The 17,264-nt window shown below is 28.6% G+C and carries 16 protein-coding genes; 6 read left to right on the forward strand and 10 right to left on the reverse strand.

Annotated elements, in window-relative coordinates:
* Window positions 1-31 precede the first annotated feature (31 nt).
* Together rpmA and rplU are read right to left on the reverse strand one after the other, a co-directional pair.
* Window positions 32-292 (reverse strand): 50S ribosomal protein L27, encoded by a 261-nt coding sequence (gene rpmA / locus ACFQZW_RS07320; protein ID WP_298265787.1) that lies wholly within the window; start codon window positions 290-292, stop codon window positions 32-34.
* A 27-nt stretch (window positions 293-319) separates the two neighbouring features.
* A complete protein-coding gene (rplU, locus tag ACFQZW_RS07325) occupies window positions 320-823 on the reverse strand; it encodes a 50S ribosomal protein L21 (RefSeq protein ID WP_298265785.1) in 504 nt (167 codons plus the stop codon).
* A 329-nt stretch (window positions 824-1,152) separates the two neighbouring features.
* Here rplU and ACFQZW_RS07330 point away from each other — a divergent pair, with 329 nt between their 5' ends.
* Together ACFQZW_RS07330 and ACFQZW_RS07335 are read left to right on the forward strand one after the other, a co-directional pair.
* Window positions 1,153-2,475, forward strand: coding sequence for a M16 family metallopeptidase (locus ACFQZW_RS07330; RefSeq protein ID WP_386782086.1), 1,323 nt, complete (start codon window positions 1,153-1,155; stop codon window positions 2,473-2,475).
* Window positions 2,476-2,490: 15 nt separating this feature from the next.
* Window positions 2,491-4,545 (forward strand): M16 family metallopeptidase, encoded by a 2,055-nt coding sequence (locus tag ACFQZW_RS07335; protein ID WP_386782088.1) that lies wholly within the window; start codon window positions 2,491-2,493, stop codon window positions 4,543-4,545.
* 57 nt (window positions 4,546-4,602) lie between these two features.
* On the opposite strand, the gene ACFQZW_RS07340 is transcribed toward ACFQZW_RS07335, so the two are convergent.
* The gene (locus ACFQZW_RS07340; RefSeq protein WP_298265778.1) at window positions 4,603-5,475 is read right to left on the reverse strand and encodes a DMT family transporter; all 873 of its coding nucleotides are present in this window, start codon (window positions 5,473-5,475) and stop codon (window positions 4,603-4,605) included.
* Window positions 5,476-5,566: 91 nt separating this feature from the next.
* Here ACFQZW_RS07340 and ACFQZW_RS07345 point away from each other — a divergent pair, with 91 nt between their 5' ends.
* Both ACFQZW_RS07345 and ACFQZW_RS07350 read left to right on the forward strand, forming a co-directional pair.
* Window positions 5,567-5,941, forward strand: coding sequence for a cation transporter (locus ACFQZW_RS07345; RefSeq protein WP_298265776.1), 375 nt, complete (start codon window positions 5,567-5,569; stop codon window positions 5,939-5,941).
* Window positions 5,942-6,003: 62 nt separating this feature from the next.
* The gene (locus ACFQZW_RS07350) at window positions 6,004-6,282 is read left to right on the forward strand and encodes a hypothetical protein (RefSeq protein ID WP_386782092.1); all 279 of its coding nucleotides are present in this window, start codon (window positions 6,004-6,006) and stop codon (window positions 6,280-6,282) included.
* Window positions 6,283-6,331: 49 nt separating this feature from the next.
* Here ACFQZW_RS07350 and ACFQZW_RS07355 read toward each other — a convergent pair whose 3' ends face one another.
* From ACFQZW_RS07355 to mutY, 5 genes are read right to left on the reverse strand one after another with little or no spacing between them, the layout of a single operon-like run.
* Window positions 6,332-7,387, reverse strand: coding sequence for a COX15/CtaA family protein (locus ACFQZW_RS07355; RefSeq protein ID WP_298265772.1), 1,056 nt, complete (start codon window positions 7,385-7,387; stop codon window positions 6,332-6,334).
* Window positions 7,377-7,943 carry a gliding motility lipoprotein GldD gene (gene gldD / locus ACFQZW_RS07360; protein ID WP_298287834.1) on the reverse strand — a complete coding sequence of 189 codons (567 nt, stop codon included), beginning with the start codon at window positions 7,941-7,943 and terminating at the stop codon, window positions 7,377-7,379. The genes ACFQZW_RS07355 and gldD overlap by 11 nt, the downstream gene beginning before the upstream one ends.
* Window positions 7,944-7,946: 3 nt before the next feature.
* A complete protein-coding gene (gene gldE, locus ACFQZW_RS07365; RefSeq protein ID WP_298265768.1) occupies window positions 7,947-9,263 on the reverse strand; it encodes a gliding motility-associated protein GldE in 1,317 nt (438 codons plus the stop codon).
* 21 nt (window positions 9,264-9,284) lie between these two features.
* Complete coding sequence (locus ACFQZW_RS07370; protein ID WP_298265766.1) at window positions 9,285-9,728, reverse strand: single-stranded DNA-binding protein; 444 nt, start codon at window positions 9,726-9,728, stop codon at window positions 9,285-9,287.
* Window positions 9,729-9,766: 38 nt separating this feature from the next.
* On the reverse strand, window positions 9,767-10,807 hold the full coding sequence (gene mutY / locus ACFQZW_RS07375; protein ID WP_372801211.1) for an A/G-specific adenine glycosylase: 1,041 nt from the start codon (window positions 10,805-10,807) through the stop codon (window positions 9,767-9,769).
* A gap of 132 nt (window positions 10,808-10,939) precedes the next feature.
* Between mutY and ACFQZW_RS07380 the strand changes: the two genes are divergently transcribed.
* Both ACFQZW_RS07380 and ACFQZW_RS07385 read left to right on the forward strand, forming a co-directional pair.
* Window positions 10,940-11,230: an HU family DNA-binding protein gene (locus ACFQZW_RS07380; RefSeq protein ID WP_298265762.1), complete on the forward strand. Its 291-nt coding sequence runs from the start codon at window positions 10,940-10,942 to the stop codon at window positions 11,228-11,230.
* A 272-nt stretch (window positions 11,231-11,502) separates the two neighbouring features.
* The gene (locus ACFQZW_RS07385) at window positions 11,503-13,053 is read left to right on the forward strand and encodes a ribonuclease E/G (protein ID WP_298265760.1); all 1,551 of its coding nucleotides are present in this window, start codon (window positions 11,503-11,505) and stop codon (window positions 13,051-13,053) included.
* A 54-nt stretch (window positions 13,054-13,107) separates the two neighbouring features.
* Here ACFQZW_RS07385 and ACFQZW_RS07390 read toward each other — a convergent pair whose 3' ends face one another.
* Window positions 13,108-15,327, reverse strand: coding sequence for a patatin-like phospholipase family protein (locus ACFQZW_RS07390; RefSeq protein ID WP_386782098.1), 2,220 nt, complete (start codon window positions 15,325-15,327; stop codon window positions 13,108-13,110).
* Window positions 15,324-17,117, reverse strand: coding sequence for an excinuclease ABC subunit UvrC (gene uvrC / locus ACFQZW_RS07395; protein WP_386782100.1), 1,794 nt, complete (start codon window positions 17,115-17,117; stop codon window positions 15,324-15,326). The genes ACFQZW_RS07390 and uvrC overlap by 4 nt, the downstream gene beginning before the upstream one ends.
* Window positions 17,118-17,264: the final 147 nt, after the last annotated feature.

Genomic DNA, 17,264 nt, shown 5'->3' on the forward strand with positions numbered 1-17,264 from the left:
GGAGTTTTAAATTTTTTATAAATCTTATTTATTAAGCCTCAATTGGATCAATAGAAACGTAAGATTTATTGTCTTTTCTTTTTTGGAATTGTACCACACCATCAACTTTTGCGTGTAATGTGTGATCTTTTCCCATATAAACGTTATCACCAGGATGGTGTTGAGTTCCTCTTTGGCGTACAATAATATTTCCTGCAATAGCTGCTTGCCCCCCAAATATTTTTACTCCTAATCGTTTCGATTCTGATTCTCTACCGTTCTTCGAACTACCTACTCCTTTTTTATGTGCCATGATGTTATGGTTTTAAAATTGTGATTCTTATTTAGTTAATGCCTCAATTAATTCAGCTTTCTTTAAAGAAGTATAACCTGTTAAACCTCTTTCTTTAGCTAAATCTTTTAATTCAGCAACCGTCATTGAATTTAAATCTACAGTAGTATCTGCTTTTGGAGCTTCAACTTTTTCAGCTTTTGGAGCTGCTTTTTTAGTAGTAGCTTTTTTTGTTGCACCACTAGCTGCAATACTTTCAATTTGAATTTCAGTTAAAGATTGGCGGTGACCATTCTTTTTTCTAAATCCTTTTCTACGTTTTTTCTTGAAAACGATTACTTTATCACCTTTTAAGTGACCTAAAATTTTAGCCTTTACTTCGGCTCCTTCTATAGCTGGGGCGCCAACTGTTACTGCTCCTTCATTATCTAAAAGAAGAACTTTGTCAAAAGAAACTTTCGCTCCTTCTTCTTCTTGTAAACGGTGCACGTATACTTTTTGGTCTTTTGCTACTTTAAACTGCTGCCCTGCTATTTCTACAATTGCGTACATAAGTTTTGTTTTTATTCGCTTTTTATTAATTAAACGCCTTTTTCAATTAAGGCGGGTGCAAATATATAGCTTTTTTCTTATTCAACAAAACTATTTTGTCCTATAAATACAACTCATTTATAGCAACTTATATAAGCTTTTATAATTTCATAATAGTATGTTAATATTAAAGACAAACTACAAAAACTTAAAAAATGTTTTTAACTTTGGTTCGTTATATTTTTGCTATGAATTTAACTTATTTCAAATATTTCATTTTAAATTGTAACAAGCACACCAAAGATGCGTCAAACACGCATTGATTAATTTAACCAAAATTATTAATAGCAATGAAAAAAATTTATTATTTAAGCACTTTAGCGCTACTTTTAAGTGTAAGTACTTTTGCTCAAAAAGTGGTATTTGAAGAATACGACTTAAGCAACGGCTTACATGTTATTTTACACCAAGATAACTCCGCCCCAGTAGTTACTACTTCAGTAATGTATCATGTAGGAGCAAAAGATGAAGTAAAAGGCAGAACAGGGTTTGCACATTTTTTTGAACATTTATTATTTGAAGGAACTAAAAACATTCCTAAAGGAGAATTTTTTAAAATCGTTTCTGCAAATGGGGGTAGTAACAATGCAAATACTACCCAAGACAGAACGTATTATTATGAAACTTTCCCATCAAACAATTTAGAATTAGGTTTGTGGTTAGAGTCTGAAAGAATGCTTCACCCTGTAATCAACCAAGATGGTGTTGACACTCAAAATGAAGTAATTAAAGAAGAAAAAAGAGCAAGAATAGACAATGCTCCTTATGGTAAAATAATTTATAGAACTGGCATCAATCAACATATTTTTGAAAAACATCCCTATAAAAACTCTGTTATTGGTAGTATGGAAGATTTAGATGCTGCCCAATTAAATGAGTTTATTGCTTTTCATAAAAAGTTTTACGCACCAAATAATGCCGTTTTAGTAGTGGCTGGAGATTTTGAAACTGAACCAACAAAAAAAATGATTGAAGATTATTTTGGTGATATTCCAACTGGTGATAAAGTTGAAAGAATAAATATTGTAGAACAACCTGTAAAAGCCAAAAAAGTAACTGAGTACGATTCTAACATACAAATACCAATTAAATTATTTATTTTCAGAACACCTTCTAACAAAGATAAAGACGCTTATGTTTTAGATATGGTTTCTTCAATTTTAACTAGTGGAAAAAGTTCTAGAATGTATAAAAAATTAGTTGAAAACAAAAAAGCATTACAAGTTTTAGCTTTTAATGATTCTCAAGAAGATTATGGAACATACATTATGGGAGCATTGCCTTTAGGAGAAACTTCATTAGATGAAATTGCAAAAGAAATGGATGAAGAAATAACAAAACTTCAAACCGAATTAATTTCAGAAAAAGAATACCAAAAACTTCAAAACACTTTTGAAAACAGATTTGTAAACTCTAACTCTGGCGTTGAAAATATTGCCAATACCTTAGCTAGAAATTATATGCTTAAAGGCAATACCAATTTAATTAACGACGAGATTAATATTTTCAGATCTATTACTAGAGAAGATATTAAACGTGTTGCCAATAAATATTTGAACAAAAATCAACGCGTTGAAATGGATTACCTTAAAAAAGAAAGTGAACAACAATAAAAGATGAAAAAACAAATGAAAACAAAAATAACAACTCTAATTGCTTTGTTTCTTCTTTCTTTAGGAGTAACAGCACAAATTGATAGAACAAAACAACCTAAGGCTGGACCAGCTCCAAAAATTAACTTAGGAAAACCACAAACTTTTGAACTAAAAAATGGGTTAAAAGTATTAGTGGTTGAAAATCATAAATTACCAAAAGTAACTGCAAGTTTAATTTTAGACAATGGACCAATTTTTGAAGATGATAAAGCTGGTTTAACAAGCATTACAGGAGGAATGATGGGGAACGGAACTACAAACATTCCAAAAGATGCTTTTGTTGAAGAAGTAGATTTTTTAGGAGCTTCATTAAATGTAGGAAGTCAAAGTGCAAATTTCAATACTTTATCTAAATATTTTCCTCGTATTTTAGAACTAATGGCAGATGCTATTCAAAATCCGTTATTTACACAAGAAGAATTTGAAAAACAACAAGCACAATTAATTGAAGGCATAAAATCTGGCGAAAATAGTGTTGGTGAAATTGCAAGTAGAGTAGAAAATGCCTTGGTTTATGGAAAAAACCACCCATATGGAGAGTTTGCTACAGAAGAAACTGCAAAAAACATCACTATTGATGAAGTTAAAAATTTTTACAAAACGTATTTTAAACCATCTAATGGATACCTAGTAATTATTGGTGATGTAGATTTTAAAGAAGTTAAAAAATTAGTGAAGAAAAATTTTGGAAAATGGGAAAAAGGAGAAATTCCAGCATACACAATTCCTGAGGTTAAAAATGTTCTTAGCACTGAAATAAACTTTGTAAATATGCCTAATGCAGTACAATCGAGTATTGCTGTAGTTAACACCATAGATTTAAAAATGAGTAACCCAGATTACTTTCCGCTTTTATTAGCTAACAAAATTTTTGGTGGAGGTGGTGAAGGTCGTCTTTTCTTAAATTTACGAGAAGACAAAGGTTACACTTATGGTGCTTATTCAAACATCGGAAGTAACGAAAGAACTGCTTCTAAATTTAAATCTTCTGCAACTGTTAGAAACATGGTAACAGATAGCTCAGTAGTTGAATTTATTTCAGAAATTAAAAAATTTAGAACTACAAAGGTAACTGATGAAGAACTTAAAAATGCAAAAGCTGCATATATTGGTAATTTTGTAATGGCATTAGAAAGAACTTCTACTGTAGCTAATTACGCTTTAAATATTGCTACAAAAAATTTATCAGACGATTTTTATGAAACCTACTTACAAAAAATCAATGCTGTAACTACCGATGATATTCAACGTGTTGCTCAAAAATATTTTAGTGCTGATAATGCAAGAATTGTTATTGTAGGAAAAGCTTTAGATGTATTACCAAATTTGGAAAAACTACCTTACAAAATTAATTATTTTGACAAAGAAGCTAATTCAACTGAAAAACCAGAAATGAAAAAAGCAATTCCAGCGGGGGTTACCAAAGAAACAGTAATTAATGCTTATTTTAAAGCTATTGGTGGAGTAGATAAAATAAAAGCATTGGAAAGTACTTTAGTAAGTTATGAAGCATCTGCTATGGGGAGCACTATTATCACAACCGAAAAAAGAACTGCAACGCATTATGCAAATGAAACTAGCATGGGAGGAAATGTAATGGCTAAAGTTGTAATGACAAAGGATGGTGTTTTTATGAATAAACAGCCTTTACCTGCAAATATGGCTTCAGAAATGACCAATACTTTAGGAACGTTTTTAGAAATGGGACTACTTGCAAATGAAAATTCTAAATTAACAGGTATTGAACCAGTTGACGGAAAAGACGCTTATGTTATTTCTACAAAAGGTGAAATTGTGTCTACTGCAATATATTTTGATATAGTATCTGGTTTAAAAGTAAAAGAAGTACAAACTGTAAGTATGGGAGGAAGAACTCAAAACCAAGAAGCTACTTTTAGTAATTATAAAGAATTTGATGGTGTTAAATTTCCTGCAACAAAAAAAGGAAGCTTAGGCCCTCAAACAGTTGAATTTAACTTAATTGATGCTAAAGTAAACGAAGGTGTTACCGAAAGTGATTTTCAATAATTAATTGACTATACCTAGTATAAATGTTAAAAACGCCTCAAAATTTGAGGTGTTTTTTTATTTAGATTTATTCACCAAATACACTCCTAACAAAATTATAAATGCAGAGAAAAATTGAATTGCTGATATTTTCTCTCCGTCCAAAATTCCCCAAGTTATAGCAACTATTGGAATTAAATACGTAACCGAAGATGAAAAAATTGGAGTTGATATTTGAATTAATTTATTAAACATAATCTTTGCCAAACCAGTTCCAATAACAGCTAATATTGTTATGTAAGAAACCGCTGTTATACTTTTACTACTTATTTCAAAAGTGGTAAAAAAATTGGTAAACCATAAAACAATTAATGTGGGAATTACTAATAAAAAGAAATTTGCAACAGTAATGCTAATGGCATCTAATTCATACAAATACTTTTTCAAAATATTAACATTAAAAGCATATCCCACAGATGAAATTAATACAAATCCAGCATAAAAATAATCTTGATTAGGGTTAATTTCTGCTCCCTTTAAAATTAACAACACAGTTCCAATTAAACCAATTAAAACCCCAATTAATTGCCTTTTTCTAAAGCTAAAACCAAACACTATTGCTCCTAATATTAATGTAAATAAAGGAGTTAAACTATTTAAAATTGAAGCTATAGAACTATCTATTTTTTGAATTGCATAAGCAAATAAAAATGCAGGAAAAAAGGTTCCTAAAAAACCATTTAAAGTTAGGTAATACCAATGTCTTTTTTGAATTTTAAAAATTTTTCGATGCCAAATTAGTAATAGAAAAAAAGCCGTTATTAATATTCTTAATGCACCTACTTGAATTGGAGTTAAACCAATTAAAGCTTTTTTCATTAATATAAATGAGCTTCCCCAAATTATGGAAAGTATTAATAAATAAACCCAACGTAAGTCTTTATTTTTCATCGCTGTTAATAAAATGCAAAATTCGGATAAAAATTCGGAATTAAAATTATTAGTGTTTATTTTTGTTCAAATATTTAAAATATAACATTTTATGAAAAAATTAATAGTTATTCTATTTGTTGTTTTTACTTTTTCTTGTAATGAAACCAAAAAAGAAACTACAACTAATGAAGTTAATATTGAAAAACCTGAAGTTGCTGCTAATTATAAAAGTATAGTAGTAGATATTGAAGGAATGACCTGTGAAATTGGCTGTGCTAAAACCATTGAATCTAAATTATCGAAATTTGAAGGTGTTACGTATTCTAAAGTTAATTTTGAAACTAAAAAAGGGCAATTTACTTTTGATGCTAATAAAACTGACAAGGAAGCAATTGTTGCTAAAATAACTGGAATTGCAGGAGGTGATTTATATTCTGTAACAAAAACACAAGAATTAAACGAAGTTTTAAAAAATACTAAATAAATTCTTTCACATTTAAAAATATTTTGTCGTTACTTTGCAAGAATATTAAAAATCAATCTAAAATGAAACAAATTAAATTTTTATTAGCAATTGTATTAGTAAGCATTATTGCTATTTCTTGTAAAGAAACTGAGAAAAAAGAAGTTAAAGAAGCTGTTGAAACTGAAGTGGAAGCTGCAAAAAACTCTATGGAAGAAGTTAAAGAAGAAGTTGAAGTTACAGTTGATAGCTTAAAAACTACAGTTAAAGAAACTATTGAAGAAGTTAAAGAAGGTGCAGAAGAAGTTAAAAAAGATGTAGAAGAAGGTGTTGAAGCTGTTAAAAAAACAGTAAAACAATAATTCTTTTCTTTAAAATATTTAAAACTCCGATACTAGTATCGGAGTTTTTTTATGCTTGTTTATTTCTTAAAGAATAGTTTAAAAATAATAAGCTCATAAAAAATAACAGTCCTACTAACTGATGACTTGTGCCTAAAAACAAAGGAATTTTTCCTGCTACATTTAATACGGTTAAAATACCCAATACTATTTGTAAAACTACAAGTAACATAGAAAAGTTAAGCCATTTTCTTTTGTTAATTTCAATTTTTGATTTTAATGAGATAAACATATAAACGGTTAATCCTAAAAGTAGATACGCTAACATTCTATGAGTAAATTGGACAAATGCTGGCGCAAACAAATAGGCATCATAATTAATCATATTTCCCCAAGTCCAATGTTCTGCATCTTTTAAAACTGAAGGAATAAATTCACCATTCATATCAGGCCAACTTGGATAATAAAGACCTGCTTTCATACCTGACATTAGTCCTGCAAATATCATTTGAACAAACGTTACAGCAATAACTATAGTGACTATTTTTGAGGAAGATTCTTTATTTTCACTTTCAAACAAATAAACATCTGCAACGGTTCTAACCATTGCAGTTATAACTAATAAAGCTAAAATAAAATGGATAGTTAGTTTATAGGCATTAACCCAAGGTCTGTCAACCAAACCGCTTTTTACCATAATCCAACCTGCAGAGGCTGTTATTATAGTTAATAAAACAACTAATCCCAATCGTTTAATTAAATACGAGTCAATTTGTTTTTTTAATACAAAAATTATAAATGGAATTAAAAAAATAAAGCCTAAAGCTCTCACCCATAGCCTATGAAAAAATTCCCAGAAATAAATAAATTTAAATTCTTGAAGCGTAAATGTAGAATTTATTTTATGAAATTGTGGCGTTTGTTTATAGAGGTTAAATTCATAAAGCCATTGTTCAGCATTTAAAGGGGGTATTACACCCGTAATAATATCCCAACGAGTTATTGAAAGCCCTGACCCAGTTAAACGCGTAATTCCTCCAATTACAACTTGACCAATTAACATTAGTAGGCCTACTAATAACCAAAATCTTATGGTTTTTGTGTATTTGTATTTTTTAGTTGTCATTTTTCCACTCTATAGTTTCAATTAAATGTATAATGTCCTTTTCAATATACTTTATAGCTGGTACAATTGAATCGTAATTTGGTTTGGCATAAAAGTAAAGTGAGCCCGCTAATACATGCTTTACACTATCTGTTGCCATAAACTGAAGGTTTGAAGCTACATTACCTTCTACATTGTAAAGTTTTGCAAATACTTTCTTTTTATAATTTTCATAAGGTAAAGCGCTAGGAATTGCATCTGCTTTAATTGTATGCTCGTAAGTTAACTTTTCTACTTCTTTTAATATTTCATTTAAATTATTATTAACAGATCTATAAGTTATATGTATTGTTGCTTTTAATTTTGGATATTCAATTTTAGCCCAACAATTATTTTGAAAGTTGATATTTGCATTTATGAAATATTCAAAATTATACAAACAGTTAGATGCCGTTTTAACATATGTAGAAGAAGGGTATTTTAAAGTTAGATAGGGCTTTTTTTTTGGTAAAGGTTCACTACCACAAGCAACAATAAGCAAAGTTATAACCCCTAATATACCTACTTTTTTTAACATAAATTATGCTTTCCTCTTAATTGTAACTTTAACTTGTTTAATTCTTTTTTTATCTTTAGATACTATGGTAAACGAAAAGTTATTGAAAGTTATTACTTCACTTTTTTTAGGGAATTTTCCATGAACTTCTAAAATAAATCCTGCTATTGTTTCAGATTCACCTTTACTTTTATCAAATGTATCCGTATTTTCAATTTCAAGAATTTTATAAAAATCCTTTAAATTCGTTTTTCCATCAAATAAATAATTATTAGTATCTAATTTTGAATACAAAATATCGTCATCATCAAACTCATCGTTAATATCTCCAACAATTTCTTCAATAACATCTTCTAAAGTTACAATTCCGCTTGTTCCTCCGTATTCATCAACTACAATTGCTAAATGGTTTTTCATTTCCTGAAATTCACTTAACAAATCGTCTAATTTTTTATTTTCTGGAACAAAATAAGGTTCTCTAATAATTTTTTGCCAATTAAAATCTGTTTTATTCAAGTGTGGTAGTAAATCTTTGGCATACAATACACCTATAATCTCATCTACATTTTCATCGTAAACTGGATTTCGAGAAAAGCCTTTTTCTACAATTTTAGCAATAACTTCTTGATACGACTCTTTTAAAGAAAGTGCAAAAATATCGATACGAGGAGTCATTATTTGTCCAGTTTCTGTATTTCCAAAACTAACTATACCCTTTAAAATTTTTTGTTCTTCTTTTGTTGTTGCCTCATTTGAGGTTAGTTCAAGTGCTTGAGATAATTTTTCAACAGATAAACTCGATTGTTTTTTTCCTAGTTTTTTTTCAATTGTATTTGTTAAACTCATTAAAGGAACACTGGCAAATGAAAGTAAAATATTTAATATTTTAATAGGTAACGACATAAACCCTGCTAGTTTTATAGAGTTTCTGCTAGCATATACTTTTGGTAAAACCTCGCCAAATAGCAATATTAAAAATGTAACTAAAACAACTTCTATTAAAAACTTTAATAAAAGTGGCTCTAGTTGAGCAAATACAATTTCTCCAATGTATGCGAATATCAAAACAATTAGAATATTAATAAAATTATTAGCTATTAATATGGTGGCTAAAAGTTTTTTTGGATTTTGTAAGAGTTCAACTACTCTTTGTTCTTTTCTAATAGGTGATTCTGCCGCTTTATTCAATTCAGGTATTGATAATGAGAAAAAAGCAACTTCTGCTCCAGAAATTAGAGCTGAAAAGGACAGTAATAAAAATAGTACAATTATGCTTAAATGAAACCAATAATTAACAGTTTCAGTTAATAAAATAAATAAAATCGTGGGTTCAGGATCCAATTAATTTCAATTTAGTTAAACTTAAAATGGTAAATCATCATCTTCAACTGTTGTTGTTGAAGTATCATTTTTTTCAGGTAAAACCTGTTTTGAAGCAGTATTTTGTTGTGTTGGACTACTTAATTCATTTTTAGTTGTTAAAAATGTCATATCCACCACATGAATTTCTGTAGTATATCTTTTAGTTCCATCTTCACCTTCCCATTGACGCGTTTTAATACGACCTTCGCAATATACTTTATCTCCTTTACTTAAGTACTTTTCACAAATTTCGGCCAATTTATTTCTCACTACAATATTATGCCACTCTGTAGTAGTAACTTTTTCTCCTGTTTGTTTATTTGTATAGGTTTCATTTGTAGCTAAAGGAAAACGACCAATAGCATTACCACCTTCAAAATAATGCATCTTTACTTCATCACCAAGATGTCCAATTAGTATTACTTTGTTTATAGTTCCTGCCATGTTATTGGTTTTTATTTTAAGTCAAAAGTACTAAAAATTTAGTTGTTATTAAACTGGTTTAAAAAATTATCTATCAGTTTTGGAACTGGAAGCTTTTCTACCTCATTCCAATCTAAAACAGCCATTTTTAAACTTGTTGTTTTAACTATCCAAAACTTAGCATAAATATGTTGATGTGACAATTTATGAACAATAGGCTCATTATTAAAAAGCTTAACAGACACTTTGGTTGTTGTGAAAATTTCTGAAAATTTTTGGTGTGCTATAAATTGTTGCTCATTAATTATTTTAGAAGTTTCTATTAAAGGAAATTGATACATATTTAACCAAATTCCCTCTTCTCTCTTTTCAAGAAAGGTTTTATTATTTATTGTTTGAATAACAATATAATTGAAGTACTTTTTTTTAATCTTTATTTTTTTCTCTTTTACAGGTAAGTTTTTAATTAATTTTTTTTCAAAAGCCGCACAACTTTCATTTAAAGGACAAGATGAGCAAAATGGATTTTGAGGCTTACACAAACGAGCTCCAAATTCCATAACAGCTTGATTATGGGTTCCTGGATCGTTAACCGAAATTAGCTCCTGTGCTACACTTTTAAATTCTTTAATTCCTTTTGTTGAATTAATTGGTGTGTCTATCCCAAAATACCTAGCAAGTACACGATAAACATTTCCATCAACCACAGCAGTTGTTTCATTAAAACATATAGAGGCAATAGCAGACGCTGTATAATCGCCTACACCTTTAAGTTTTATTAATTCGTTATACGTTGAAGGGAAAACCCCATTAAGAGTATAATATACATACTTCGCAGAAACATGTAAATTTCTAGCTCTAGAATAATAACCTAATCCTTGCCATAATTTTAACACTTGCTCTTCACTAGCTAAAGCCAAATCTTTTACCGTTGGAAAATGTTCAAGAAACTTATAATAATAGGCCATTCCTTGATCAACTCGAGTTTGTTGTAGAATAATTTCAGACAACCAAATTGCGTAAGGATTTTTAGTTGAACGCCACGGCAAATCTCTTTTATTATATAAATACCACTGTATTAGCTTATTAGAAAACGTCATTCTTTTTATTTGAAAACACAATATTACATGATTTAATCGATTAAATTTTAATGAATTAACTTTTTGATTTTGATTAATATATCCTATATTTGCCGTCTTAATTTTATAATAACATATTTAACTATAATAAAAATGACGAAAGCAGAAATCGTATCGAATATTTCGGATAAATCTGGAATAGAAAAAGCAGATGTTTTAGCAACTGTTGAAGCGTTTATGGAAGAGGTAAAAGATTCTTTAGAAAAAGGAGATAATGTTTATTTAAGAGGTTTTGGAAGTTTTATCATTAAAACTAGAGCTGAAAAAACTGGAAGAAACATTTCAAAAAATACAACAATTAAAATACCAGCTCACAACATACCTGCATTTAAACCAGCAAAAGTTTTTGTTGAAGGTGTAAAAAGTAAGGTAATTGTTGAGTAAGGTAACAAACAATTTATTAACATAAATAACATTTTATTATGCCAAGTGGTAAAAAAAGAAAAAGAGCTAAAATCTCTACGCACAAACGTAAAAAAAGAGCTAGAGCTAATAGACATAAAAAGAAAAAGTAAGCTGAGCTTACTTTTTCTTTAAATTTTAAAAGTTCATTGAAATAAATATTTGCTTATACGCAAATATTGTTGGGTATTTTCCTGTACAAACTTATTATAAATAGTTCAAATTTAAATATTTGAACATAAAACCAATACAGAGTGAAAACAGAATTAATTATAAGATCAACCTCCTCTGATATTGATTTTGCCTTATTAAAAGATGGTAGATTAACTGCCTTAAATAATGAAACAACGGGTAACAAATTCTCCGTTGGAGATATTTTTTTAGCAAAAATTGGAAAAGTACTATCTGGATTAAACGCCTCATTTGTTAATGTAGGTTACGAAAAAGATGGTTTTTTACATTATCATGATTTAGGAGCACAATTAAAATCTTTAAATAAATTTATAAAAGGTGTTAGCACAGGTAAAATTAAAGATTACACTTTAAAAAACTTTCAACTAGAAAAAGACATTGATAAAAATGGAAGTATAGTTGATACCTTAAAATCAGGTCAAAATTTATTAGTACAAATTGTAAAAGAGCCTATTTCTACCAAAGGACCTCGTATGAGTTCTGAAATTTCAATTGCTGGTAGATATTTAGTTTTAGTTCCTTTTTCTGATCGTGTTTCCGTATCACAAAAAATAATGGATCCTGAAGAAAAAGAACGATTAAAAAGACTAATTAAAAGCATTAAACCTAAAGGTTTTGGAGTTATTGTAAGAACTGTTGCTGAAAACAAAAAAGTGGCAGATTTAGATAAAGATTTACAAAATTCTTTAGAAAGATGGGTAGTTATGTGTAAAAAAATACGAAGCGTAAAAACACAACAAACACCCGTAAAAGTACTAAGTGAATTAAACAGAGCATCCTCAATTCTACGAGATCTGTTTAACGATTCTTTTACAAGTATTGTTACCAATGACGAAACCCTTTTTTTAGAAATTAAAGAATACTTACAAGAAATAGCTCCTAACAAAGAGGCTATTGTAAGTTTATATAACTCAAAGCTTCCAATTTTTGAAAAGTATGGAATTGAACGTCAAATAAAAACATCATTTGGCAAAACAGTTTCTATGAGTAAAGGAGCTTATTTAGTAATTGAACATACTGAAGCATTACACGTAATAGATGTAAACAGCGGAAACCGTTCAAACAAGGCTACTTCTCAAGCAGATACAGCTTTGGAAGTTAATTTAATTGCAGCATCAGAAATTGCTCGCCAATTACAATTAAGAGATATGGGAGGAATTATAGTTGTTGATTTTATTGATATGCATACAGCTGAACATAGACAAAAACTCTATGATCATTTAAAAGCTGAAATGGCATTTGATAGAACAAAACACAAAATATTACCACCAAGTAAATTTGGACTAGTTCAAATAACAAGACAAAGAGTACGACCAGAATTGGTTATAAAAACACAAGAATCCAATCCAAGTGGTAAAGGTGAAGTAGAAGCTCCAATTGTTTTGTTAGATAAAATTGAAATTGGGCTTGATAAAATTATTTCTTCAAAAAAGCATCAAAAGATACTATTAAATGTACATCCTTTTATTGCTGCATATCTAAAACAAGGAATACCATCTATACAACAAAGATGGTTTATGAAATATAAAAAGTGGATCAAAATTTTACCTAGAGATGCTTACCAATATTTAAAATACAATTTCACTAATAATAATGGTGAAATTATTGAATAAGGCATTCACAATATCAAAAAAGTCCTGCTATAAACGCAGGACTTTTTTTACAAGTTAAAACCAAAACCCAACATTAAAATACCAATATTTTTCATTATGGTCTGGTGACCAAGCATAATTTATTTCTACAGGGCCTATAAAAGTATCCAAACCATAACCTACCATATATCCAGATTTTGTATTCTCAAAAATTCTTCCTTCATTAAAAATATCTTTTTCAACTCTGGCATAATTTGCTGTTGTTGATAAATAATTTTTTGGTAAAAATTCATACCTAAAAGTCATACTTGATTTTAAAAATGAATTTTCATTTAATTGAGCCAAATCGTACCCATAAAAAGGAATGAAATTATTTATATAATTTTCACCATAACCTCCTAAATTATAGTCTAGAGCTCTATTCCCATTGCTTCCAATTGTGATACCTGCTTCAGATTGAAAATGGGCAGTTAATTTATTAAAAAATGTATGTGCCAAACCAATTTTTCCTTTTAATTGAAAAAAGGAGGAAAAATCATTATTATAATCCGAAGAACTTCCATACCATTTAAATTCAGTATTTAAATATGCTCCTTTCTTTTGAAAATAATTTTTGTTATACGTATCTATTTTTAAATAAGAGAATAGGTTAAAATAATTTGATCTGTCAAAATACAATCTCCCTTTATTTTCAGCAAAAATATTATTTTCTAGTGATGTTATTGTTTCAGTAAATGCTTTTATTCTTTTATACTCTCCTCCAATTCCAATAGCAAATTTTCTACTAAATACGGTTTGAAAATATAACTGATTTGTAAAATCTTCATATACTAAATTAATTTTATTAACATTGGCTTCATCAAATTTTACATTTGAATTAAAGCTACTATATCTAGATTTCAGCCCAAAACTGGTATAAAAACCATTGTCTACAAAATAATCGAAATTATAACGCACATTATCTCCCAAAATTAAATCTGCTGAAACAACGTCATTCTTATAAAAAATATGTTTGGCTGTTGAATTAAGAATAATTCCTGTTTTGTATAAATCATCAAAATGTACTCCTAATTTTAAAAAATTTGAGATTCTATTTTCTTTAACTTTAAATTTTACAATACTACCATGGTCACCATCAACAATTCTATATTGAATATTTTCAAAATTTCCTGTTGAAGTTAAATTATTAATACTTTCAATTAATTTTTTATAACTAGTTGTATCTCTTTTTCTTAAATTAAGTTTTCCTAAAATATAAGCTCTTGTATAGTTTTTATTTCCTTCAATTTCAATTTTTTCTATATGTAATTGTTGGATTTGTTTTGTATTTACTTTTTGAGTTTGAGCGCTTAACTGACTTTTACTAATATCTGAAAACTCACTATATTTTTCTCGAGCTGCTCTTTCACCTTCCTCCATAATTTCGTTCACTTTATCAAATGAAACTACATTATACTCTTCCATATTAGGTTTAATAATTAAATCCACTTTTTTATGTTTTGAATTTAAGGTATTGTACATTTGAAAGCCTACAATTTGATTTAAAATTTTGACTGCAGAATCCAGCTCATTTTTAGAGTTTAAACCGCTTTGAATATCTACTCCAATAATAATATCTGCTCCCATATCAATTACTTCATCAACTGGAAAATTGTTTACAATTCCTCCATCTGTCAGTAATTTTCCATCGATTTCTACTGGTGTTAGTAAGGTTGGAAATGAACCACTGGCTCTAACTGCTTCTGGTAAAAATCCAGATTTAAGTATTTCTTGATTTCCAGTTTCTAGGTTAGTAGCTATGCATAAAAAAGGTATTGGTAATTTACTAAAATCATTAATATTATTTACATGTTGTGTTAATTGAGTTAATAAGTTTAAAACATTTTGCCCTCCTGTTAAGGCTCTTGGAATGCCTATTTTTTTATTTATAATAGGTAATGTAAGGGCGTATTTTTCGCCAATCTCTTTTTCATAAAAAGGTTTTGATTTTCGAGGTAAATCATCAGAGAGTATTTTTTCAAAATCAATACTTCTTATGATAGAATCAAGTTGTGTAGCATTGTAACCCGAGGCATATAAGGCTCCAATAATAGCTCCCATGCTTGTTCCTCCAATATAATCTACTCTCACCCCAGCTTCTTCTAGCACTTTTAGGACAGAAACATGGGCAAATCCTTTGGCTCCACCCCCACTTAGTACTAGTCCAACTTTAACATCTTTCTTCTGTTTGGAAATTTCTTGTGAAAAACCAACAGAAACAATTAAAAGAAAAGTTAAAATTATTGTTTTTTTCACTTTGATTGTTTTTGTTTATAATATGTGATTATTTTTTCTGCTTTAGCTTTTCCTATAATGCTTTCCAACTCTTCAAAAGAAGCTAAACTAACTCTTTTTACAGATCTAAAATGTCTTAATAAAGATACAACTGTTTGTTTACCAATGCCAGTAATATTTTCTAATTCATTAGTTATTGCACTTTTGCTTCTTTTATTTCTATGATGGGTAATTCCAAACCTATGGGCTTCATTTCTTAATTGCTGAATTATTTTTAAACTTTCCGACTTTTTATCTAAATACAACGGAATTGGATCTTCCGGATAATAGATTTCTTCTAACCGTTTAGCAATACCAATGATTGCAATTTTATTTCTTAGCCCCAAAATATCTAAACTTTTTAATGCAGAAGACAATTGTCCTTTGCCTCCATCAATTACAATTAATTGTGGCAGTTTTTCACCTTCATCTTGCAAACGTTTGTAACGTCTAAAAACTACTTCTTCCATAGATGCAAAATCGTCTGGACCATCTACTGTTTTAATATTAAAATGTCGATATTCATTTTTACTTGGTTTTCCATCTTTGAAAACTACACAAGCCGCAACTGGGTTGGTGCCTTGTATGTTAGAATTATCAAAACATTCTATATGGCGTGGTTCTTCACTTAAACGCAGATCTTTTTTCATTTGCGCCATTAAACGATTCACATGTCTATCTGGATCCACAATTTTAATTTGTTTAAAACGCTCTTGCCTATAATATTTTGCATTTCTTAAACTCAACTCTACAATTCGCTTTTTATCTCCAAGTTTAGGGATGGTTACTTTTATGTTTTCGCCTAAATCTACTTTAAATGGCACGTAAATTTCTACTGATTGAGAGTTAAAACGCTGTCTAATTTCAAAAATTGCTAATTCTAATAATTCCTTATCTGTTTCGTTTAATTTTTTCTTTATTTCTGTAGTATGTGATTGAATAATAGCTCCGTTTGAAATTTTGAAAAAATTTACATAGCTATAACTTTCATCTGAAACAATAGAGAAAACATCAACATTAGTTATTGAAGGATTAACTACTGTTGATTTTGCTTGATAATTAGCTAATAAGTCAATCTTTTCTTTAATTTTTTGAGCTTCTTCAAATTCCATTTCTGCTGCAAAATGTAACATCAAATCTTGAAAAGATTTTAAAGAATCTTTAAAGTTTCCTTTAATTATATTTCTAATAGCAACAATATCGTTGTTATAATTTTCTTCCGTTTGGTAACCTTCACAAGGCCCTTTACAGTTACCAATATGATAATCCAAACACACTTTATACTTTTGATCTTGTATATTTTTTTCACTCAAATCAAAATTACAAGACCTTAAATGGTACAATTCTTTAATTAAATCTAATAAAGCCTTTGCAGTTCTTACTGAAGTATAAGGACCGTAATATTCTGAACCATCTTTAATAACATTTCGCGTTAAAAAAACTCTAGGAAAACGCTCTTTTTTAATGCAAATCCAAGGGTAAGTTTTATCATCCTTCAACATTACATTGTAACGAGGTTGGTATTTTTTTATTAAATTGTTTTCTAATAATAATGCATCTGTTTCAGTATTAACAACAATATGTTTGATATCGGTAATTTTTTTAACCAATACTTTTGTTTTTCCGTACTCGTGATTTTTTGTAAAATAAGAAGCAACTCTTTTTTTTAAATTTTTAGCTTTTCCTATATATAAAATTGTGCCATTCTTATCATAATACTGATAAACACCTGGTTGACTTGGTAATGTTTTTATGAGAATATCTAAATCCAAAAATATGTGTAATTTGAAATTTAAAAATACTATTTTTTATTGAAATTAATTTTTATTTAAAAGCTTAAATTGAAAAAGCTTTTACTAATAAAAAAAGCTTATTTTTGCGAAAAATTTAAAAAACTATAATTTACTAAGCTTTTTTTA

The sequence above is a fragment of the Lutibacter aestuarii genome (assembly GCF_042676885.1).
Taxonomy (GTDB): domain Bacteria; phylum Bacteroidota; class Bacteroidia; order Flavobacteriales; family Flavobacteriaceae; genus Lutibacter; species Lutibacter aestuarii.